This is a genomic window from Streptomyces sp. CB02980, assembly GCF_014451325.2.
Taxonomy (GTDB): domain Bacteria; phylum Actinomycetota; class Actinomycetes; order Streptomycetales; family Streptomycetaceae; genus Streptomyces.
In genome coordinates this window covers 181,152-198,777 of record NZ_JACSCH020000003.1, presented here as the reverse complement: position 1 = coordinate 198,777, position 17,626 = coordinate 181,152, and the positions used below count along the sequence as shown (strand labels likewise).

The 17,626-nt window shown below is 71.7% G+C and carries 20 protein-coding genes; 14 read left to right on the top strand and 6 right to left on the bottom strand.

What is annotated here, in order from left to right:
• Positions 1-140: 140 nt before the first annotated feature.
• On the top strand, positions 141-1,055 hold the full coding sequence (locus E0F75_RS07800) for a glycoside hydrolase family 19 protein (protein WP_187621772.1): 915 nt from the start codon (positions 141-143) through the stop codon (positions 1,053-1,055).
• Here E0F75_RS07800 and E0F75_RS07795 read toward each other — a convergent pair whose 3' ends face one another.
• Both E0F75_RS07795 and E0F75_RS07790 read right to left on the bottom strand, forming a co-directional pair.
• A complete protein-coding gene (locus E0F75_RS07795; protein ID WP_187621771.1) occupies positions 1,056-1,232 on the bottom strand; it encodes a DUF397 domain-containing protein in 177 nt (58 codons plus the stop codon). It abuts the gene before it with no gap.
• The gene (locus E0F75_RS07790; RefSeq protein ID WP_187621770.1) at positions 1,229-2,065 is read right to left on the bottom strand and encodes a helix-turn-helix transcriptional regulator; all 837 of its coding nucleotides are present in this window, start codon (positions 2,063-2,065) and stop codon (positions 1,229-1,231) included. Before E0F75_RS07790 ends, E0F75_RS07795 begins: the two co-directional genes overlap by 4 nt.
• Positions 2,066-2,222: 157 nt before the next feature.
• On the opposite strand from E0F75_RS07790, the gene E0F75_RS07785 reads away from it, so the two are divergent.
• Positions 2,223-2,639 carry a hypothetical protein gene (locus tag E0F75_RS07785; RefSeq protein ID WP_187622151.1) on the top strand — a complete coding sequence of 139 codons (417 nt, stop codon included), beginning with the start codon at positions 2,223-2,225 and terminating at the stop codon, positions 2,637-2,639.
• Between the two features lie 22 nt (positions 2,640-2,661).
• Here E0F75_RS07785 and E0F75_RS07780 read toward each other — a convergent pair whose 3' ends face one another.
• Both E0F75_RS07780 and E0F75_RS07775 read right to left on the bottom strand, forming a co-directional pair.
• A complete protein-coding gene (locus E0F75_RS07780) occupies positions 2,662-3,117 on the bottom strand; it encodes a MarR family winged helix-turn-helix transcriptional regulator (protein WP_187621769.1) in 456 nt (151 codons plus the stop codon).
• On the bottom strand, positions 3,114-3,737 hold the full coding sequence (locus tag E0F75_RS07775) for a DJ-1/PfpI family protein (RefSeq protein ID WP_187621768.1): 624 nt from the start codon (positions 3,735-3,737) through the stop codon (positions 3,114-3,116). The genes E0F75_RS07780 and E0F75_RS07775 overlap by 4 nt, the downstream gene beginning before the upstream one ends.
• A gap of 198 nt (positions 3,738-3,935) precedes the next feature.
• On the opposite strand from E0F75_RS07775, the gene E0F75_RS07770 reads away from it, so the two are divergent.
• The 3 genes from E0F75_RS07770 to E0F75_RS07760 all read left to right on the top strand — a co-directional run bounded on the left by E0F75_RS07770 (position 3,936) and on the right by E0F75_RS07760 (position 6,936).
• Positions 3,936-5,300 carry an aspartate aminotransferase family protein gene (locus E0F75_RS07770; RefSeq protein ID WP_055602519.1) on the top strand — a complete coding sequence of 455 codons (1,365 nt, stop codon included), beginning with the start codon at positions 3,936-3,938 and terminating at the stop codon, positions 5,298-5,300.
• Positions 5,301-5,366: 66 nt separating this feature from the next.
• Entirely contained in the window at positions 5,367-6,074 is a 708-nt protein-coding gene (locus E0F75_RS07765; RefSeq protein WP_187621767.1) for a GntR family transcriptional regulator, read from the top strand.
• A gap of 211 nt (positions 6,075-6,285) precedes the next feature.
• Complete coding sequence (locus tag E0F75_RS07760; RefSeq protein WP_187621766.1) at positions 6,286-6,936, top strand: hypothetical protein; 651 nt, start codon at positions 6,286-6,288, stop codon at positions 6,934-6,936.
• Positions 6,937-7,004: 68 nt separating this feature from the next.
• Here the strand turns inward: E0F75_RS07760 and E0F75_RS07755 are convergent, their stop codons facing one another.
• Positions 7,005-7,709 carry an SLATT domain-containing protein gene (locus tag E0F75_RS07755; RefSeq protein ID WP_194480406.1) on the bottom strand — a complete coding sequence of 235 codons (705 nt, stop codon included), beginning with the start codon at positions 7,707-7,709 and terminating at the stop codon, positions 7,005-7,007.
• 267 nt (positions 7,710-7,976) lie between these two features.
• Here E0F75_RS07755 and E0F75_RS07750 point away from each other — a divergent pair, with 267 nt between their 5' ends.
• The 9 genes from E0F75_RS07750 (at position 7,977) to E0F75_RS07710 (ending at position 16,866) form a co-directional block, all read left to right on the top strand.
• On the top strand, positions 7,977-8,312 hold the full coding sequence (locus tag E0F75_RS07750; protein ID WP_148003706.1) for a YbaB/EbfC family nucleoid-associated protein: 336 nt from the start codon (positions 7,977-7,979) through the stop codon (positions 8,310-8,312).
• Positions 8,313-8,449: 137 nt separating this feature from the next.
• Positions 8,450-9,049 carry a recombination mediator RecR gene (gene recR / locus E0F75_RS07745; RefSeq protein ID WP_187621765.1) on the top strand — a complete coding sequence of 200 codons (600 nt, stop codon included), beginning with the start codon at positions 8,450-8,452 and terminating at the stop codon, positions 9,047-9,049.
• A 35-nt stretch (positions 9,050-9,084) separates the two neighbouring features.
• Complete coding sequence (locus tag E0F75_RS07740; RefSeq protein ID WP_187621764.1) at positions 9,085-9,744, top strand: DUF5063 domain-containing protein; 660 nt, start codon at positions 9,085-9,087, stop codon at positions 9,742-9,744.
• A gap of 92 nt (positions 9,745-9,836) precedes the next feature.
• The gene (locus tag E0F75_RS07735) at positions 9,837-10,298 is read left to right on the top strand and encodes a hypothetical protein (RefSeq protein ID WP_229312583.1); all 462 of its coding nucleotides are present in this window, start codon (positions 9,837-9,839) and stop codon (positions 10,296-10,298) included.
• Complete coding sequence (locus tag E0F75_RS40385) at positions 10,295-12,193, top strand: tetratricopeptide repeat protein (RefSeq protein ID WP_187621763.1); 1,899 nt, start codon at positions 10,295-10,297, stop codon at positions 12,191-12,193. Before E0F75_RS07735 ends, E0F75_RS40385 begins: the two co-directional genes overlap by 4 nt.
• A 115-nt stretch (positions 12,194-12,308) precedes the next feature.
• Positions 12,309-13,580 (top strand): aspartate kinase, encoded by a 1,272-nt coding sequence (locus E0F75_RS07725; RefSeq protein ID WP_073908126.1) that lies wholly within the window; start codon positions 12,309-12,311, stop codon positions 13,578-13,580.
• Positions 13,577-14,635, top strand: a complete 1,059-nt coding sequence (locus E0F75_RS07720; protein WP_187621762.1) for an aspartate-semialdehyde dehydrogenase — start codon at positions 13,577-13,579, stop codon at positions 14,633-14,635. Before E0F75_RS07725 ends, E0F75_RS07720 begins: the two co-directional genes overlap by 4 nt.
• 261 nt (positions 14,636-14,896) lie before the next feature.
• Positions 14,897-15,673: a SigE family RNA polymerase sigma factor gene (locus E0F75_RS07715; protein WP_187621761.1), complete on the top strand. Its 777-nt coding sequence runs from the start codon at positions 14,897-14,899 to the stop codon at positions 15,671-15,673.
• Complete coding sequence (locus E0F75_RS07710; RefSeq protein ID WP_229312582.1) at positions 15,670-16,866, top strand: hypothetical protein; 1,197 nt, start codon at positions 15,670-15,672, stop codon at positions 16,864-16,866. Before E0F75_RS07715 ends, E0F75_RS07710 begins: the two co-directional genes overlap by 4 nt.
• Position 16,867: 1 nt before the next feature.
• Here E0F75_RS07710 and E0F75_RS07705 read toward each other — a convergent pair whose 3' ends face one another.
• Positions 16,868-17,608: an SURF1 family protein gene (locus E0F75_RS07705; RefSeq protein WP_187621760.1), complete on the bottom strand. Its 741-nt coding sequence runs from the start codon at positions 17,606-17,608 to the stop codon at positions 16,868-16,870.
• Between the last annotated feature and the right edge of the window lie 18 nt (positions 17,609-17,626).

Sequence of the window (17,626 nt, the reverse complement as noted above, 5' to 3'; positions counted from 1 at the left end):
CGAGCCCGGGGCCGCCTCATGTGCGTCCGGGGCAAGTGGAATCCCCACTGTCACAACTTCTGGTCTATACCTTGACAGGTCCAGACCAATAGCGGTTCGCTGTGCTTCCCCACCCGGCCCCACCCGGAAGGAAGTTACGCATGCTGCGTAGATTGGTCGCCTCGCTGGCCGCGCTCTGTACGGCCGTCGGACTCGCCGTCCTCCTCGTCCCCTCCGCCTCCGCCGGTGCGGTCGCCGCCTGCGCGGCCGCATGGAACTCCTCCGCCGTCTACACGGGCGGGATGACGGCCTCGCACAACGGCCACAACTGGTCGGCCAAGTGGTGGACCCAGAACGAGACTCCCGGCACGACCGGCGAGTGGGGCGTCTGGGCCGACCAGGGCGCCTGCGGCGGCGGGCCCACCACGCCGCCGCCCACCACCCCGCCGCCGAGCGGCGGATTCGTGGTCTCCGAGGCCCAGTTCAACCAGATGTTCCCGAGCCGGAACCCCTTCTACACGTACGCGGGCCTCACCGCCGCCCTCAAGTCGTACCCCGGCTTCGCCAACACCGGCAGCGACACGGTGAAGAAGCAGGAGGCCGCGGCCTTCCTCGCGAACGTCTCCCACGAGACGGGCGGCCTCGTCCACATCGTCGAGCAGAACACGGCGAACTACCCGCACTACTGCGACTCGGGCCAGCCCTACGGCTGCCCCGCCGGCCAGGCCGCCTACTACGGCCGCGGCCCCATCCAGCTCTCCTGGAACTTCAACTACAAGGCCGCCGGTGACGCCCTCGGCATCGACCTGCTGAACAACCCGTGGCGCGTCGAGCAGGACCCGGCCGTCGCGATGATGACCGGCCTCTGGTACTGGAACACCCAGAGCGGCCCGGGCACGATGACCGCCCACAACGCCATGGTCAACGGAGCCGGCTTCGGCCAGACCATCTGGGCGATCAACGGCAGCCTGGAGTGCAACGGCCGCAACCCGGCCCAGGTCCAGAGCCGGGTCACCAAGTACCAGCAGTTCACCCAGATCCTGGGCGTCCCCGCGGGGTCGAACCTGTCCTGCTAGTCAGTTCTGCCACGTAACGAACGCGGTCCAGGCGGCGGGCTCCACGGTGAACGTGGGCCCGTCGCTCTGCTTCGAGTCGCGGAGATGGACGGCGCGGGGGCGGGTGGCCACCTCGACGCACTCGCCGCCGCTGTCGCTGCTGTAGCTGGACTTGAACCAGTGCAGGTTCTCGCTCATGTTCCCTCTCCCGCCAACCGCCCGATGAGGCCCAGTGATTCGCGAGGGTCCAGGGCCTGTGCTCGGATCTTCGCATAACGCTGGGCGTATGTACTCACCTTCGCCGGGTCGCTGACCAGCACGCTTTCGTCTTGGATTTCGAGGTAGACGAGACGGTTGTGATCGGCGGTCTCGATGAGGGACATGGGACCTCGGGCACCTGCGTTCTCGCCCCCCAGGCCGACGTCCAGGGCGAGTACCTGGAGGGTGACGTTCTTGCGCTGCGCGCACTCTGCCAGGAAGCGGTACTGCCCTCGCATGACCTCCGTGCTGCCGAACTTCCGGACCAGTGCGGACTCGTCCAGGATCAGCTCGATCAAGCCCATCGGCTCCCTGTCGAAGATCGCCTTGCGGGCCATCCGCGCCGTCACGAGTTCCTCGACGCGCCCCTCGGAGGGAGGGGGGTATCCGCCTGCGATCTGCGCCCGCGAATACGCCTCCGTCTGGAACAGACCATGCACGTTGTGCATGGAGAACAAGCACAGGCTCAGGGCCGACTGCTCGATCGGCGCGTAGTTCCTGAACTGCGCCGGCAGTTTCTCCAGCCGTACCAGCTCCCGCATCGCCTCGAAGATCCCGGTCCCGTCCCCCAAGACCCGTTCCAGCTGGGCCAGCATGTCGTCGCTCACCGGTTGTGAGAGCGTCTCCATCGCGCTGATGGCAGCGCCGGTATATCCCATCTGCGCCCCCAGCTGCTCCTGGGTGAGCCCCTTCCGCAGCCTCATTTTCTTGGCCAGGGCCGCCACCATCCGCGCCGCAGGCCCCGCCGCCTCTTTGTTGTCCGCTCGCGCCATTCCCGCTCCCCATTCGGACTCAACCGATCTCAACCGGTCTCAACTGCTCCCCGCCGAATTCGACTGCCTGAAAGGTGCGTCGGTGCAGGTCAAAGGGTTGCCGACGCGCCCGTCGCAGTCGTGGAAAACGCTAGCGTCGGCGCGGGAACATGTCCTCGTGAATGAAGAGAATCGGGAAGTAAACGTGGATTGGATTCCAGTTTCCGGATTCCAACTCCGTAAGGCGGGCGTGCAATTCGACGCCGTTCGGGTGGACGGTGACGAGGGGCGGCGGCTCGCCGACCGGATGGAGGTGCTCACCGGGGGCGACCCGGGGCCGGTCGTGATCGAGGCGAACGGGCGGCGCGGGGTCTACTTCCTCGTGCCGCCGGGGTCGACGGCACGGAAGCCGTGGCCGCGCGGGGTGACCCGGTTCCATGCCGGACCCGCCCATGTGAGTTACGTGCCGGTGCCGGCGTTGACGGGCAGGACCTGGCCGCTGTCGTGGCGCTTCCCGCCGTCGTCGCCGGACCGCTTCGTCCATCCGCTGCTGCTGCGGAGCGCCGTGACCGAGCTGTTCAGCGGTGTGTCCTGACCGCTCGGTCCCGGCGGGCCGCCTACTGGTGACCGGCCTCGACGGTCTCAAGCGCCGCCGACAGCCGCTCCAGGACCCGTACCGTCTCGTCGAAGGCCTCCTGGCCGCCCAGCTCCCGCAGGAGCGCGGCGGCCAGTTCCGCGTGGCCCGGCTCGATGCGGGCGATGGCGGCCCGGCCCGCCTCGGTCGGGGTGAGGAGCTTGGCGCGGCGGTGGGCCGGGTTCGGCTCGTACGCCGCGAGTCCCTCCCGTACGAGCAGGTCCGCGATCCGCTGGACGCTCTGCCGGGTGATGCCCATGGCCCGGGCGATCCCGGCGACCGGGAGGGGTTCCGGGAGGACGGCTCCCAGGACCTGCCACCAGGCGGCGGTCAGACCGGCCGGCTCGGCGAGCTTCTCCGAGACGGCGAGGAACTGGCCGTTGAGGCGGAAGACGCCCAGGGCGGTACGGGAGAGGGCGTCCTGCGGGGCGCGGCTCACGAGTTCAGCTCGACGAACGCCGCCGGGTCCGAGTCGTGGAAGAGGCGGTACCAGGCGTCCCGCTTGCCCTCGTACGCGCCGAGCACCGCGAAGACCTCGCGCGCGAACGCGACCGGCTCCGTCGGGCCCGCCGTGATCAGGTCGCCGGTCCCGGCCTCGCCCTCGGACGTCACCGCGTCCGTGTCGACGTAGTGCTCGCCGCCCTTGTAGCCGGTGGCGGCCAGGTAGAAGGAGACCGCGCTGGTGTGCGGCCGGTCGTCGAGCAGGCCCTCCTTGGCGAGTCCGGCGGTGGCGCCGCAGATCGCGGCGACCGGCACCCCGGCGTCGAGGAAGGCGCGGGCCGCGGCCGGGAAGGCGGCGAGCTCGTCGCCCTCGTCGTACTTCTCGGCTCCCGGAAGGATCAGCAGCTCGCTGTCCTCGGGCCGGAGGTCGGCGAGCGCGAGGTCGGGGACGATCCGGATGCCGGCGAGGGTCGTGACGGGCTCTCCGGCGACCGGGCCGACGGTCCGGACCGTGTAACCGGCGCGGGCGAGCCAGGCGGTGGCGTGGCCCGTCTCCCAGTCGGCGAGCGTGTCGTAGACGGCGAGGTGGACGGTCTTCGTTCCGGTCTTCGTTCCCATGGCTGACCCCTTGGTCGGTGTGGTCGATCCCTCGGTTCCGCTGATGACAACAGACTGTCATGACGACAGGATGCTGTCAATTGCTCGAAGGATTCCGCGGGGATTCCGTGTCACGGAACAAGGTGTCGCGTCCGCCCCGGTCTCGGTGGACAAGATGGCCATGGCCCGCCCTACCTGCGGTTCCTTACCCTCGACCCCATGACCCCTCATGTCATCGAACCCGATCCCCAGGCCGGGGCCGCCGTCAAGGCCGCCGACCGCGCGCACGTGTTCCACTCCTGGTCCGCCCAGGGCCTGATCGACCCGCTCGCCGTCGCCGGCGCCGAGGGTTCGTACTTCTGGGACTACGACGGAAACCGCTACCTGGACTTCACCAGCGGCCTCGTCTACACCAACATCGGCTACCAGCACCCCCGTGTGGTCGCCGCCATCCAGGAGCAGGCCGCGAAGCTCACCACCTTCGCGCCCGCCTTCGCCATCGACGTCCGCTCCGAGGCCGCACGCCTCATCGCCGAGCGCACCCCGGGCGACCTGGACAAGATCTTCTTCACCAACGGCGGCGCCGAGGCCGTCGAGAACGCCGTCCGCATGGCCCGGCTGCACACCGGCCGCACGAAGGTGCTCTCCGCCTACCGCTCGTACCACGGCGCCACCTCCACCGCGATCAACCTGACCGGTGACCCGCGCCGCTGGGCCTCCGACAACGGCTCCGCCGGCGTCGTGCGCTTCTGGGCGCCGTTCCTCTACCGCTCGCCCTTCTACGCCACCACCGAGGCGGAGGAGAGCGCGCGGGCCCTCCAGCACCTGGAGGACACGATCGCCTTCGAGGGTCCGGCGACGATCGCCGCGATCATCCTGGAGACCGTGCCTGGCACCGCCGGCATCATGACCCCGCCGCCCGGCTACCTCGCCGGTGTCCGCGAGATCTGCGACAAGTACGGCATCGTCTTCGTCCTCGACGAGGTCATGGCGGGCTTCGGCCGCACCGGCAAGTGGTTCGCCGCCGAGCACTTCGACGTCGTGCCCGACCTGATGACCTTCGCCAAGGGCGTGAACTCCGGTTACGTGCCGCTCGGCGGCGTCGCCATCAGCGAGAAGATCGCCGCCACCTTCGACAAGCGGCCCTACCCGGGCGGACTGACCTACTCCGGTCACCCGCTGGCCTGCGCCGCCGCCGTCGCCACCATCCAGGTGATGGAGGACGAGAAGGTCGTCGAGAACGCCGCCCACATCGGCGAGAACGTCCTCGGCCCCGGCCTGCGCGAGCTCGCCGAGCGCCACCCGTCCGTCGGCGAGGTCCGCGGCCTCGGCGTCTTCTGGGCGCTCGACCTGGTCAAGAACCGCGAGACGCGTGAGCCGCTCGTCCCGTACAACGCGGCCGGCGAGGCCAACGCGCCGATGGCCGCCTTCGGCGCCGCGGCGAAGAAGAACGGCCTGTGGCCCTTCGTCAACATGAACCGCACCCACGCCGTCCCCGCCTGCAACGTCACCGAGGCGGAGGCCAAGGAAGGCCTCGCGGCCCTCGACGCGGCCCTCACCGTGGCCGACGAGCACACCGCGTAACCGCGGAACGGGTGGCCCCTTCCGTCTGGACTAGGGTGTCCGGAACCGGACGGAGGGGGCCGACCCATGCCCGCGAGCGGAGCTGTCACCCGCAACACCTTGCGACAGCAGATCGCGGACGCGCTGCGTGACGAGGTGCTCGCGGGCCGTCTCCAACCCGGCGAGGAATTCACCGTCAAACAGATCGCCGACCAGTACGGCGTCTCGGCGACCCCGGTGCGCGAAGCCCTCGTCGACCTCTGCGCGCAGGGCCTCCTCGACTCCGACCAGCACCGCGGCTTCCGCGTCCACCAGTACTCGGTCGACGACTACCGGGGCATGGTCGAGGCCCGGATGCTCGTCGTCGACGGCATCTTCCGCCGCGACGCCGCCATGGTGCCGCCCCGCTCCGCGGTCACGGAACCCGATCTCGGCATCGGCGTCGCCCTCGTCTCGATCCGGCGCAGGGGCGAGGCGGCCGCCCGTGCCGCCCGCGCCGGAGACCTCGACATCCTCATCGGGTACGACATCCGGTACTGGCGCGAACTCGCCCGGCTCGTCGCCGCCAACGACTACATCGCCGAGTTCCTCCACAAGCTCCGCGTCCAGGCCTGGGTGTTCTCCGTCCCCTACCTGCGCTCCGAGCGGGACGTCCTCGGCTGGCTGTGGAGCGGGCACGTCGACCTGGTCGACGCGATCACCCGCGGCGACGCGCAATCGGCCGTCGCGGTCGTACGGGAGTACAACGCGCACTCGATGGAATGGGCGGACCGGCTGGAGCGGCGGGCCCGCTGAGCGCCCCGCGTGACGTGACCCGGACGGGCCGGCCGGGTGGAGGGCGGTCTCCGGGTTGAGGGGCGGTCTCCGGGTTGAGGGCCCGGCTCCCCGGGCAGTTCCTCAGCGGGTGGGCGGTGTCCGTGGGGCGCCGACTAACCTGGCCGTCCCTGCAAAAGCCTGGCGTACGCCCTGCGAGCGTCCCCCGCAACTGACGGAGAGCGAGCCTCCCTTGGCCTGTGACCTGTGGCTGGTCCCCCTCGTCGACGTGCTGTGCCACAGCCCCGACAATCCCTTCGCCGAAGAGATCGCCGCGTACGACGCCGTGCTCAGCGCGTCCGGTCTGCCGACCGTGCCCGTCTACGCGTACATGCCGGGGCTCTCCGGCGACGTCGCCCCGATCGCCGGCTTCGACTACGAGGCCCTGCACTTCCTGCGCCGCGCCTACCTCCTCCAGATGTGCGGACTGCCGGTCGAACCGGTCGGCGAGCTCGGCGGGGACTACGAACAGCTCCTGGAGATGTTCGAGGCGACCGCCCAGCAGTCGCACCTGGTCTGGCACTACGACCACGCGGGCGCGTACGTGCCGGTCGACTTCCCGGTCCCGCTCGCCAGCGACGAGCTCCTGGAGGGCGGCGGGCCGCTCGGCTCCTCGTACGGGCTGCTGCGCGAGCTGGAGTTCGTGGCGCCCTCGATCGGCATCGACCCGTCGAACCCGCCGGCACCCCCCGTACCGCCGGGGCGGCCGACCACCCTGGAGGAACCGGCCGTACCGATTCCGCTGGACGGCGGCCCCTTCGCCCGGGAGCGCCATGTGTGGCTCGGGCTGCACGCGGCGGCGACCCGGAGCCTGGCCCAGGGATCGATGATCATCCTGAGCTGAGGTCCGCGCGCACGGCCCGAGCGGGCCGTCCCGCGGCCTGCGGCCCCGAGGTGCCCCGGAGGCCTGCGTCAGCGGGCCTCCGGGGGCCGCTGACGCGGCATGTTCGGCCGGGTGCCCGGCGGCAGCGGGAAACGGCCCGAGGGGTGATGGCTCTCGGCCCGCGCGGGCATCACGCCCACCGACTGGAGCGCGAGCGGCGCCGGGCCCGAGCGGAACTCGACCATCCAGTCCGCGGTCTCCGCCCGTACGAGCTCGGTCACGTCCTCCGAGAAGCGGCGCAGCACGCCCAGACAGCGCTCGGCGGCCTCGCTCGCGGTGCCCTCCGTGGGGCCCAGGACCTCCCGGACGCTCTCCGAGGCCCAGTCGAACTGCAGGGCCTGGAGACGCCGCTGCACGGCCTGTGCCGTCGCCACGTCCCTTATCCAGCCGGAGGTCAGACCGAAGTACCGGTCGCAGGCCAGGCAGGCGGCACCGAGCAGCAGTGAGAGGTAGCCCCAGCCGGCGGTGCCCTCCGCGACACCGGTCAGGTCGAGCAGCGGGAGCGCGGCGCCCGCGATCACCCCGGCGGCCGTGCCGATCCGCAGGATCCGGGCGCTGCGGCGCTTCCAGACGCGGTCGGAGAGGTACCACTCGGCGGTGCGCAGGGCATTGGACTCCACCCAGCGGTACAGCTCGTCGAGCCGCTCGGCGGGCTCGCCCCAGTCACCCAGGGGGAACGGCGTACCGGTCAGATCGCGGTGGACGTCTCCCCCGGGGGGCCCCGGTGGCTGCATCTCCGGCTGCTGGCTCACCGGGGGACTCCTCTGTTCAGCTCAGTGCTCGTGTCCTTCTGTGACGTGCGGTGCACGTGGTGCCTGCCCTTCCTACCGCCGAATGGTGGGCGGTGGGCCCGGAATCCCAGGATTTCCGCCCGCAAGGGGGTCTTGATCAGGTAGAGGAGCCCGCAGTTTCTCACCCGAAAGAGTGGTGGAGCAGGGCGGGCGGGGACCACGTAGGCTCGGCGTACCGACATACGGACGTACCGAACCTCAGGAGTGACCGTGATTCCCGGTGGTGGTCAGCCCAACATGCAGCAGCTTCTCCAGCAGGCCCAGAAGATGCAGCAGGACCTCGCCCGCGCCCAGGAGGAGCTCGCGGCGACCGAGGTCGACGGACAGGCGGGCGGCGGCCTGGTCAAGGCGACCGTGACCGGCTCCGGCGAGCTGCGCGGCCTGGTCATCGACCCCAAGGCGGTCGACCCGGAGGACACCGAGACGCTCGCCGACCTGATCGTGGCCGCCGTGCAGGCCGCCAACGACAACGCGCAGCAGCTCCAGCAGGCCAAGCTCGGCCCGCTGGCCCAGGGCATGGGCGGCATGCCCGGCCTCGGCTTCTGAGCCCGAGGGCCTTCCCCGGCCCGAGCGCTCCTCCGGGCCCGAGCGCCTTCGAGCGCGGCCCCTGGCTCCCGTGGGCTTCTTAGGCTCGCTTTAAGCCACTACCGTAAGAATCAAGCACTCCCTTGAAAGGGCGTTCCGTGTACGAAGGCGTGGTTCAGGACCTCATCGACGAACTGGGCAGGCTGCCCGGCGTCGGTCCCAAGAGCGCGCAGCGGATCGCCTTCCACATCCTCCAGGCCGAGCCGACCGACGTACGGCGTCTCGCGCACGCGCTCCTGGAGGTCAAGGAGAAGGTCAGGTTCTGCGCGATCTGCGGCAACGTGGCACAGCAGGAGCAGTGCAACATCTGCCGGGACCCGCGCCGCGACCTGACCGTCATCTGTGTGGTCGAGGAGCCGAAGGACGTCGTCGCGATCGAGCGGACCCGCGAGTTCCGGGGGCGGTACCACGTCCTCGGCGGCGCGATCAGCCCGATCGAGGGCGTCGGCCCGGACGACCTCCGCATCCGTGAGCTGCTCGCGCGGCTCGCCGACGGCAGCGTCACCGAGCTGATCCTCGCGACCGACCCGAACCTGGAGGGCGAGGCCACCGCGACGTACCTGGCGCGGATGATCAAGCCCATGGGACTCAGGGTGACCCGGCTCGCGAGCGGGCTCCCGGTCGGCGGCGACCTCGAGTACGCCGACGAGGTGACCCTCGGCCGTGCCTTCGAGGGACGGAGGCTGCTAGATGTATGACGACCGGGCCGGCGCGCTCTCAGGGAGGCTCCTCGATGTCTGACCCCACGCTGCACGCGATCACGCAGAACCCCGACGACTTCGCGGTCCAGATCGCCGACTCCATCGAGAGCTTCATCGTGGCGACCACCGAGGTCGCCAAGGGGGACGAGCCGGACAGCGCGGTCCCCTTCCTGCTCCTGGAGATCTCGCAGCTGCTCCTCGCGGGCGGACGGCTCGGCGCGCACGAGGACATCGTCCCGGACGAGCGGTACGAGACGGACACGGGTCCCGAGCCCGACATGGACGACCTGCGCGAGCGCTTCGCGGTCCTCCTCGAACCGGTCGACGTGTTCTCCGAGGTCTTCGACCCGTACGAGCCCCGCAAGGCCCCGGTCCCGGCCCGTATCTCCGACAACCTCGCCGACATCGTCGCCGACCTCCGCCACGGCCTGGCCCACTACCGCGCCGGCCGCACCAGCGAGGCCCTGTGGTGGTGGCAGTTCTCGTACTTCTCCAACTGGGGCCCCACCGCCTCGGCCACCCTCCGCGCCCTCCAGTCCCTCGTCGCCCACGTCCGCCTCGACCAGCCCCTCGCGGCCCTCGACGGCCTCGACACGGACGAGGACATCACCGAGGACGACCTCGCCGAGGAGGCGGGCCGCGTGATGGCGGAGGAGATCGGCGGACCGCTGGGCCTGAGCGAGCGCCTGTAGGTGACGCAAGGGGGTGTCCGGAGCCGGCGGCCTTCGTGAACTCCCGTACGAACGGCTGCCGTCGGGCGGCCGATTCCCCCATCATGGGCCTCATGGCAGCAACCTCCCGGTCGAAGGCCCTTCTGAGGAGCGGCATCGGCGTCGCCGCAGTCGGTGTCGTCGCCCTTCTCGCCGTCGCCTTCGGCGATCTCGGCACGGCCGATCAGATCGCCAGCGTCACCGGGGCGGTCCTGGCGGCCGTCGGTCTCGGGCTGTCCCTGTGGGGGCAGTTCGGGCGCGCCGGTCAGGCCCCCGTGCAGGCGTCCGGGACCCGGGCCGTCGCCGCCGGGGGGAGCATCGGCGTCGCGGTCACGGGCGACGGAGTGCGGCCGCCGGCCGCCCCGCCCGGCGTGCCCGGTGTGCCTGCCCCGGCCGCCCCGCCCGGTGTGCCTGCCCCGGCCGTCCCGACCACCCCTCCCGGCGGCGCCACGGCCTCAGGGCCCGTCGCCGCCTCCGGTGAGCGGTCCGTCGCCGCCGGTGGGGACATCGGGAGCGTGTCCACGGGCGACGCGTGAGCGGGGGCGTCGAGGCGTCGGGGGAGCGGTCCGTCGCGGCGGGGCGGGACATCGGCTGGGTCCACACAGGCGACCGCGTGACGGTGCTGCCGCCCGCGGCCCTCGGGCCGGTGCTGTGTCCGCCGGGGCTGGTCGACGTGCCGCGCAGGGCCGCGCACTTCGTGGGGCGCGACGCCGAGGGCGCCGTGCTCGACGGGGAGTCGGAGACCGTCGTCATCTGCGGCCTCGGCGGGGTGGGGAAGTCCTCGCTGGCCGCCCGCTGGGCGCTCCGGCAGACGGCGGACCGCAACCCCGTCTGGTGGATCACCGCGGAGAGCCGGGCGGACGTGGAGGCGGGCCTCGCGGGCCTCGCCGCCGCGATGCAGCCGGAACTGATCGACGTACTCCCGCAGGAGGCGCTGCGGGAGCGGGCGCTGCAGTGGCTGTCGGCGCACGGCGGCTGGCTGCTCGTGCTCGACAACGTCACCGATCCGGCCGATGTGGAGGGCCTGCTGGCCAGGGCCGGCGGCCGGGGGCGGGTCGTCGTCACGAGCCGGACGACGGACGGCTGGTACGGGATCGGGCGGGTTCTGGTGCTGCCCGTCCTTGCGGCGGGCGAGGCCGTGGAGCTGTTCACCCGGGTCGCCACCCACGCGGGACCCCGGGACACGACCGGGGCCGAGGGGCTCTGCGAGACCCTCGGGCAGCTGCCGCTGGCCGTGGAGATCGCCGCCGCGTACTGCGGGCGTACGGCCACGCCCCCGCTCGCGTACCTGGCGCGGCTGGGCACGGGCGGCGGGCCGGGCAACGCGGAGGAGGCCGTGGCCCGGACCCTGCGCGTCACGCTCGACCGGCTCGGTGCCTCCGATCCGTCCGCGGGGGAGCTCCTGCGGCTGCTCGCCTGGTTCGCGCCGGACCGGATTCCCGTGCCGCTGCTGCCATCGGGGTCCGGCGTGCGCGAGGCGCTGGGCGAGCTGGCGGCGCACAGCATGGTGACGCTGCACGAGGACGGGTCGGTCTCCGTGCACCGGCTGGTGCAGGCGGTGGCCCGGAGGGCGGACCGCCAGGACCCGCACCGGGAGCCGGGGCTGATCGAGCGGGCCCGGCTGGCGGCGGAGACGGCGCTGGTCCGGGCCGTACCGCAGGACAGCATGGATCCGGCGCACTGGGAGACGTGGCGCGGTCTCCGGCCGCACCTCGAGGCGTACCTGCGGTGCTCCGACCCGGGGAAGGACGACGGGGCGCTGCTCGGGACGCTGGTCGCGGCAGCCATGTACCTGACGCTCAACGCTCTGGCCGAGGGGGCGGTCGCCATGTACGAGCGGGCGCTGGCCGGCGCCGAGAGGCTGGTCGGCCCGGAGCATCCGTACACCGTCGGGGTGCGCGGCGGGATGATCGTGGTCCTCGCCGAGACGGGCCGCGGAGCGGAGGCGATCCGGCTCGCGGCCGGGGTGGTGCGGGACATGACCGAGGAGTACGGGGCCGGGCACCGGCTCGTGTTCGTGGCACGGCGCTGCCTCGCGCAGGCCCACCAGCTGTCCGGTCTCGTCGGCGAGGCGGTGGCCCTCCACGAGGGGGTCGTCGAGGACATGGTCCGCGTCCTGGGCGAGGGGGACCGTCAGACGCTGGAGGCGCTCGTCGAACTCTCCGCGGTCTACCGGTCCGCGTACCGGATCCTCGACGCGGTCGCGGTGTGCTCCCAGGCCGAGGCCGGGCTCGCGGCCGCGCTCGGCGCGGACCACCCGGAAACCCTGATGGCGCGGCTCAACCTGGCCGCCCTGTACGGGGTCGCCGGGCAGGGCGAGCGGACCCGGGCCGGTTTCGAGGAGCTGCTGCCCGTCTGCGTACGCGTCCTCGGTGAGCACCACCCGATCACGGTCACCGTGGCGGAGTCCCTCGCGGAGCTTCCCTTGTGATCACTCTCTGAGCAGCGTGTCTCACCATTCGATATCACGCTGGCGTTTCCGGGTCCCTCGTTAGACTGAGCCGATCGCAGCGCCGGCTGCGGCACACACTGAGCGAGGAGCGCACGTGGGCCTTGTCGTGCAGAAGTACGGAGGCTCCTCCGTTGCCGATGCCGAAGGCATCAAGCGCGTCGCCAAGCGGATCGTGGATGCCAAGAAGAACGGCCACCAGGTGGTCGTCGTGGTTTCCGCGATGGGCGACACGACGGACGAGTTGATCGATCTCGCCGAGCAGGTATCCCCGATCCCTGCCGGGCGTGAGTTCGACATGCTGCTGACCGCCGGAGAGCGGATCTCCATGGCCCTGCTGGCCATGGCGATCAAAAACCTGGGCCACGAGGCCCAGTCGTTCACGGGCAGCCAGGCCGGTGTCATCACCGACTCGGTCCACAACAAAGCGCGCATCATCGATGTCACGCCGGGCCGGATCCGTACCGCCCTCGACGAGGGCAACATCGCCATCGTCGCCGGGTTCCAGGGCGTGTCCCAGGACAAGAAGGACATCACCACGCTCGGCCGTGGCGGTTCCGACACCACCGCCGTGGCGCTGGCCGCCGCGCTGGACGCCGAGGTCTGCGAGATCTACACCGACGTCGACGGTGTGTTCACGGCCGACCCGCGCGTGGTGAAGAAGGCGAAGAAGATCGACTGGATCTCCTTCGAGGACATGCTGGAGCTCGCCGCCTCCGGCTCCAAGGTGCTGCTGCACCGGTGCGTCGAGTACGCGCGTCGCTACAACATCCCGATCCACGTCCGCTCGTCCTTCTCGGGGCTGCAGGGCACGTGGGTCAGCAACGAGCCGCAAGGGGACCGCAAGGTGGAGCAGGCCATCATCTCGGGCGTCGCCCACGACACCTCCGAGGCGAAGATCACCGTCGTCGGCGTGCCGGACAAGCCGGGCGAGGCCGCGGCCATCTTCCGGGCCGTCGCGGACGCCGAGATCAACATCGACATGATCGTGCAGAACGTGTCCGCCGCCTCGACCGGTCTCACGGACATCTCCTTCACCCTCCCCAAGGCCGAGGGCCGCAAGGCCATCGACGCCCTGGAGAAGGCGAAGACCGCGATCGGCTTCGACTCGCTGCGCTATGACGACCAGATCGGCAAGATCTCCCTGGTCGGCGCCGGGATGAAGACCAACCCGGGCGTCACCGCGGACTTCTTCCGTGCGCTCTCCGACGCGGGCGTGAACATCGAGCTGATCTCGACCTCCGAGATCCGCATCTCGGTCGTCACCCGCGCCGACGACGTCAACGAGGCCGTGCGAGCCGTCCACAGCGCCTTCGGCCTGGACAGCGACTCGGACGAGGCCGTCGTCTACGGAGGCACCGGCCGATGACACCGAAGCCGACGCTCGCGGTCGTCGGTGCGACCGGAGCCGTCGGCTCGGTGATGCTCCAGATGCTCACGCACCACGCGGACGTCTGGGGCGAGATACGCCTCCTCGCCTCCCCGCGCTCGGCCGGCCGCAAGGCCGCCGTGCGCGGGGAGGAGTGCGAGATCCTCGCGCTCGACGAGGAGGCCCTGGAAGGCGTCGACCTGGCGCTCTTCCTGGTGCCCGAGTCGGTGGCCGCCCGCTGGGCGCCCATCGCCGCCACCAAGGGCGCCGTCGTCGTGGACACCTCCGCCGCCTTCCGCGCGGACCCCGACGTCCCCCTCGTGGTCCCCGAGACCAACGCCCACGCGGCGCGCGTACGCCCCCGGGGCATCGTCGCCAGCCCCGGCTGCACCACCCTCGCGCTGGTCGTCGCCGTGGGCGCCCTGCACGCCGAGTTCGGGCTCTCCGAACTGGTCGTCACCGCCCAGCAGGCCGCCAGCGGCGCCGGCGCAGGACAGGCCGGCGTGGACGCGCTCCGCGCCCAGCTCGGCCTGGTGGCCGGCCACGGCGACCTGGGCACCCACCCCGGAGACGTACGGCGGGCCGTCGGCGAGAACACCGGGCCCTTCCCCGGACCCCTCGCGCTCAACGTCCTGCCCTGGTCGGGCACGGCCGGCGCCGACGGAGCCTCGTCGGAGGAGGAGCGCGTACGGGACGAGACCCGGCGGATCCTCGCGCTCCCCGCGCTGAGGGTCGCCGCCACCTGTGTGCGCGTGCCCGTCGTCACCGGACACTCCGTCTCCGTGCACGCCCGCTTCGAGCGCCCCGTGCCGCTCGACCGCGCGCACGAGATCCTCGCGACCACGCCCGGGGTCGTGCTGTACGACGACCCCGCCGCGGGCGACTTCCCCACCCCCGCCGACGTCGTCGGCACCGATCCCGCCTGGGTCGGACGGGTGCGGCGCTCCATGGACGACGAGCGGGCGCTCGACTTCTTCGTCTGCGCCGACAATCTCCGCAAGGGGGCCGCCCTCAACGCCCTCCAGATCGCGGAATCGGTTGTCACGTATTTGTAGGATCTGTGAACGACCTGTGAGCAAATAGGCGTCAGATACCTCTTGAACTGCGGTGATGCCGTGGTCGACGATGCTCTTCCCCCTTACTGCAACCAGCAGTTGGGTGGGAGGCGTCTCTGCGTGCACTCACCATGTGTGGCGCGGAACACGCTGTAAGCGGGGCATCGGGGGAGAACGGTTACGCATGAGGACGAACAACTCACCGTCGAAAAGGGTGGCGTACGCGTACAACCCTGCCGGGGGGAAGCGTGTCCAACATGCGTGGCAGACGTACTCGACATCGCGACCGTCGCTCCGCTGCGCGGGGCGGGCACCGCTGTGCTCCCCGCGCGGAGCGTCGCCGTCGTCCCCGCACGCGGCACGGCGGTCGTTCCCGCACGCGGCTCCGCGATCGTCCCCGTACGCGGCTCCGCGGTCGTCCCCTACCGCCGGCCGCGCGCGCCCGGCGGCATGCCGGTGATCGCCCCCGTGCCCACCGGATCCCGCGCGAGCTCCGTGGACGGCATCCCCTCGCCCCGGACCAGCGCCGAAGGCGACCCGGCGGCCGGAACGACCGTCGACCACCTGACCGAGACCTACCGTGCCCACTACCGGTCGCTCCTCGGCCTCGCCGCCCTGCTCCTCGACGACACCGCCTCCTGCGAGGACGTCGTCCAGGAGGCCTTCATCCGTGTCCACTCCGCCCGCAAGCGGGTGCGCGAGCCCGAGAAGACCCTCGCCTATCTGCGCCAGACCGTCGTGAACCTCTCCCGGTCCGCACTGCGCCGCCGCATCCTCGGACTCAAGCTGCTGTCCAAGCCCATGCCGGACATGGCCAGCGCGGAGGAGGGCGCGTACGACCAGCTGGAGCGCGAGGACCTGATCAAGGCGATGCGCGGACTCCAGCGGCGGCAGCGTGAGGTGCTGGCCCTGCGGTACTTCTCGGACATGACCGAGGTGCAGGTCGCCGAGGCGCTCGGGATATCCCTGGGTTCGGTGAAGGCGTACGGTTCGCGGGGCATCGCGTCGCTGCGCGTCGCGATGGGAGCGACGTCGTGAGCGAGGCACCCGGCAAGGACGTCGAGAACGGCGACGACAGCGTCGAGAACGACGTCCCTGATGTACGTGACGACCTGAGTGGACAGCGCATGGTGAACATCGAGCCCGGCCCCGGCGAGGGCGACGGGGACGACGAACTCGCGCTGCGGCGGCTGTTCCAGAGCGCCGTGTCCGGCCTGGAACCCTCCTCCGGCTCGCTCGACCACCTGCGCCGTGCCGTACCCGCGCGCCGCGCCCGCAGGCGGCAGGCCGTCGTCGGCGCCGCCGCCGCCGCGGTCCTCATCGGCACCGCCGTACCCGCCTTCGTGCACGTCGCCTCCTCCGGCGGCGTCTCCGCCGCCGGCAATCCGGTGAACGCCGGCCACGGCGAGGAGGCCCAGGGCGGCACCGGCGCCGAGACCGGCGTCGAGGGCGGCCAGAGCGCCGCGCCCCCCGCGAGCACCGTGTCGCCCAGTCAGAGCGCCACCGACGGCTCCGCGGGCAAGCCGCAGCGACCCGGCCCCGGCGTGTCCTCCACCGGCCGGCAGGAGGCGGACACCCGCCCCGGAGCCTTCCCGGCGTGCGAGGCCGCGCAGCTCGGCGTCAGCTCGGCGGGAGCCGGCGGACCCGACGGCGAGGGCAGGGTCCACGGCACCTTCCGCATCGCCAACATCTCCGACCGGGCGTGCATCGTGGAAGGCAGCGGAGTCGTCGGCTTCGAGGCCCGCGGCGCCGCCGACCCGGCGCGGATCTCGGTGATCCGGCACACCTCGGGAGACGGGGGCAGCGGACTGCCCGACCCCTCCCAGGAGTTCTCCTCACTGGCCCTGAAGCCGAACGCCTCCTACGAGGTGAAGTTCGTCTGGGTGCCGAGCGAGACCTGCCCGACGACACCCGTCACCCCGACCCCGACGGAGCCGCCGCCGACCGAGCCGCCGACCACACCGCCGACGACGGACACCCCGACCGGCGGCACGGGTACCCCCGACCCCAGCGAGGGCACGGGCTCCGGAGGAAGCGGCACCGACCCGGGCACCGGTCCGGACGCCGGCTCCGGCGCGGCGCCCCAGCTGCTCCACGAGGACGGCGGCCCGGCGGACGGCAGCGTCCTGGTCAGCCATGTCGCGGAGCCGGGCGGCCCCTCGGCGTCGGCGACCGTCCCCAACGCCTGCGCGGGCACGATCTACCGGACCGGGGTCCTGGCCGGCTCCTGACCTACAGCCCGAGCGCCTCGTCGCGGGTCGCCTCCGCCTCGCGGCGGACCAGGCGGAACCACATGAAGAGGACGAAGCCGGCGAAGACGAACCACTCCGCGGTGTAGCCGAGGTTCTGGAACGCCTTCGCGTCCAGGCTCGTGCCCGCCGCGGCCGCCGCCGGGACCGGCGTGAGCCCGGCGGGGGAGTCGGCGAGGGTGATCCAGGCGTCGTAGACGTCGTCCGTGACCACGTTCACCAGGGACGCCGCGCTGATCATCCCCAGTTGGCCCTCGGGCAGCCCGCCGGCCTGGCTGACACCCTTGGTGCCGCCGTTCTCCGAGGCCTGGAGCGCGCCCACGACCGTGACCTCGCCGGACGGCGGGGCGGGGGCCTTCGCGCCCGTGGGGAGCCAGCCGCGGACCACCGGAAGCGACCTGCCTCCGTCCGTCCGCAACAGCGTCAGCACGTAGCTGCCGGTCCGGCCGTCCAGATCACGGTCCGGGACGAGGAACTGCTCCCCGAACCGGCCGCGCGCCTCGGCCGACCGGCCCGAGGTCTCCTTGTCCACCGGAAGCAGGGAGACCAGCGGCTCCGCCTTCAGCGTGCTCGCGGCGGGTCGCTGCTCGGCCGCCTCGTGGGAGTCGACGCGATCCTCGAACTTGCCCAGCTGCCAGGTCCCCATGAACACACAGAACGGGATCGCCAGCAGGACGAAGACGTTGATCCCCCACCAGCGGGGCGTTCTCAGGAACCGGTACACGCCCCCCACGGTACGCAA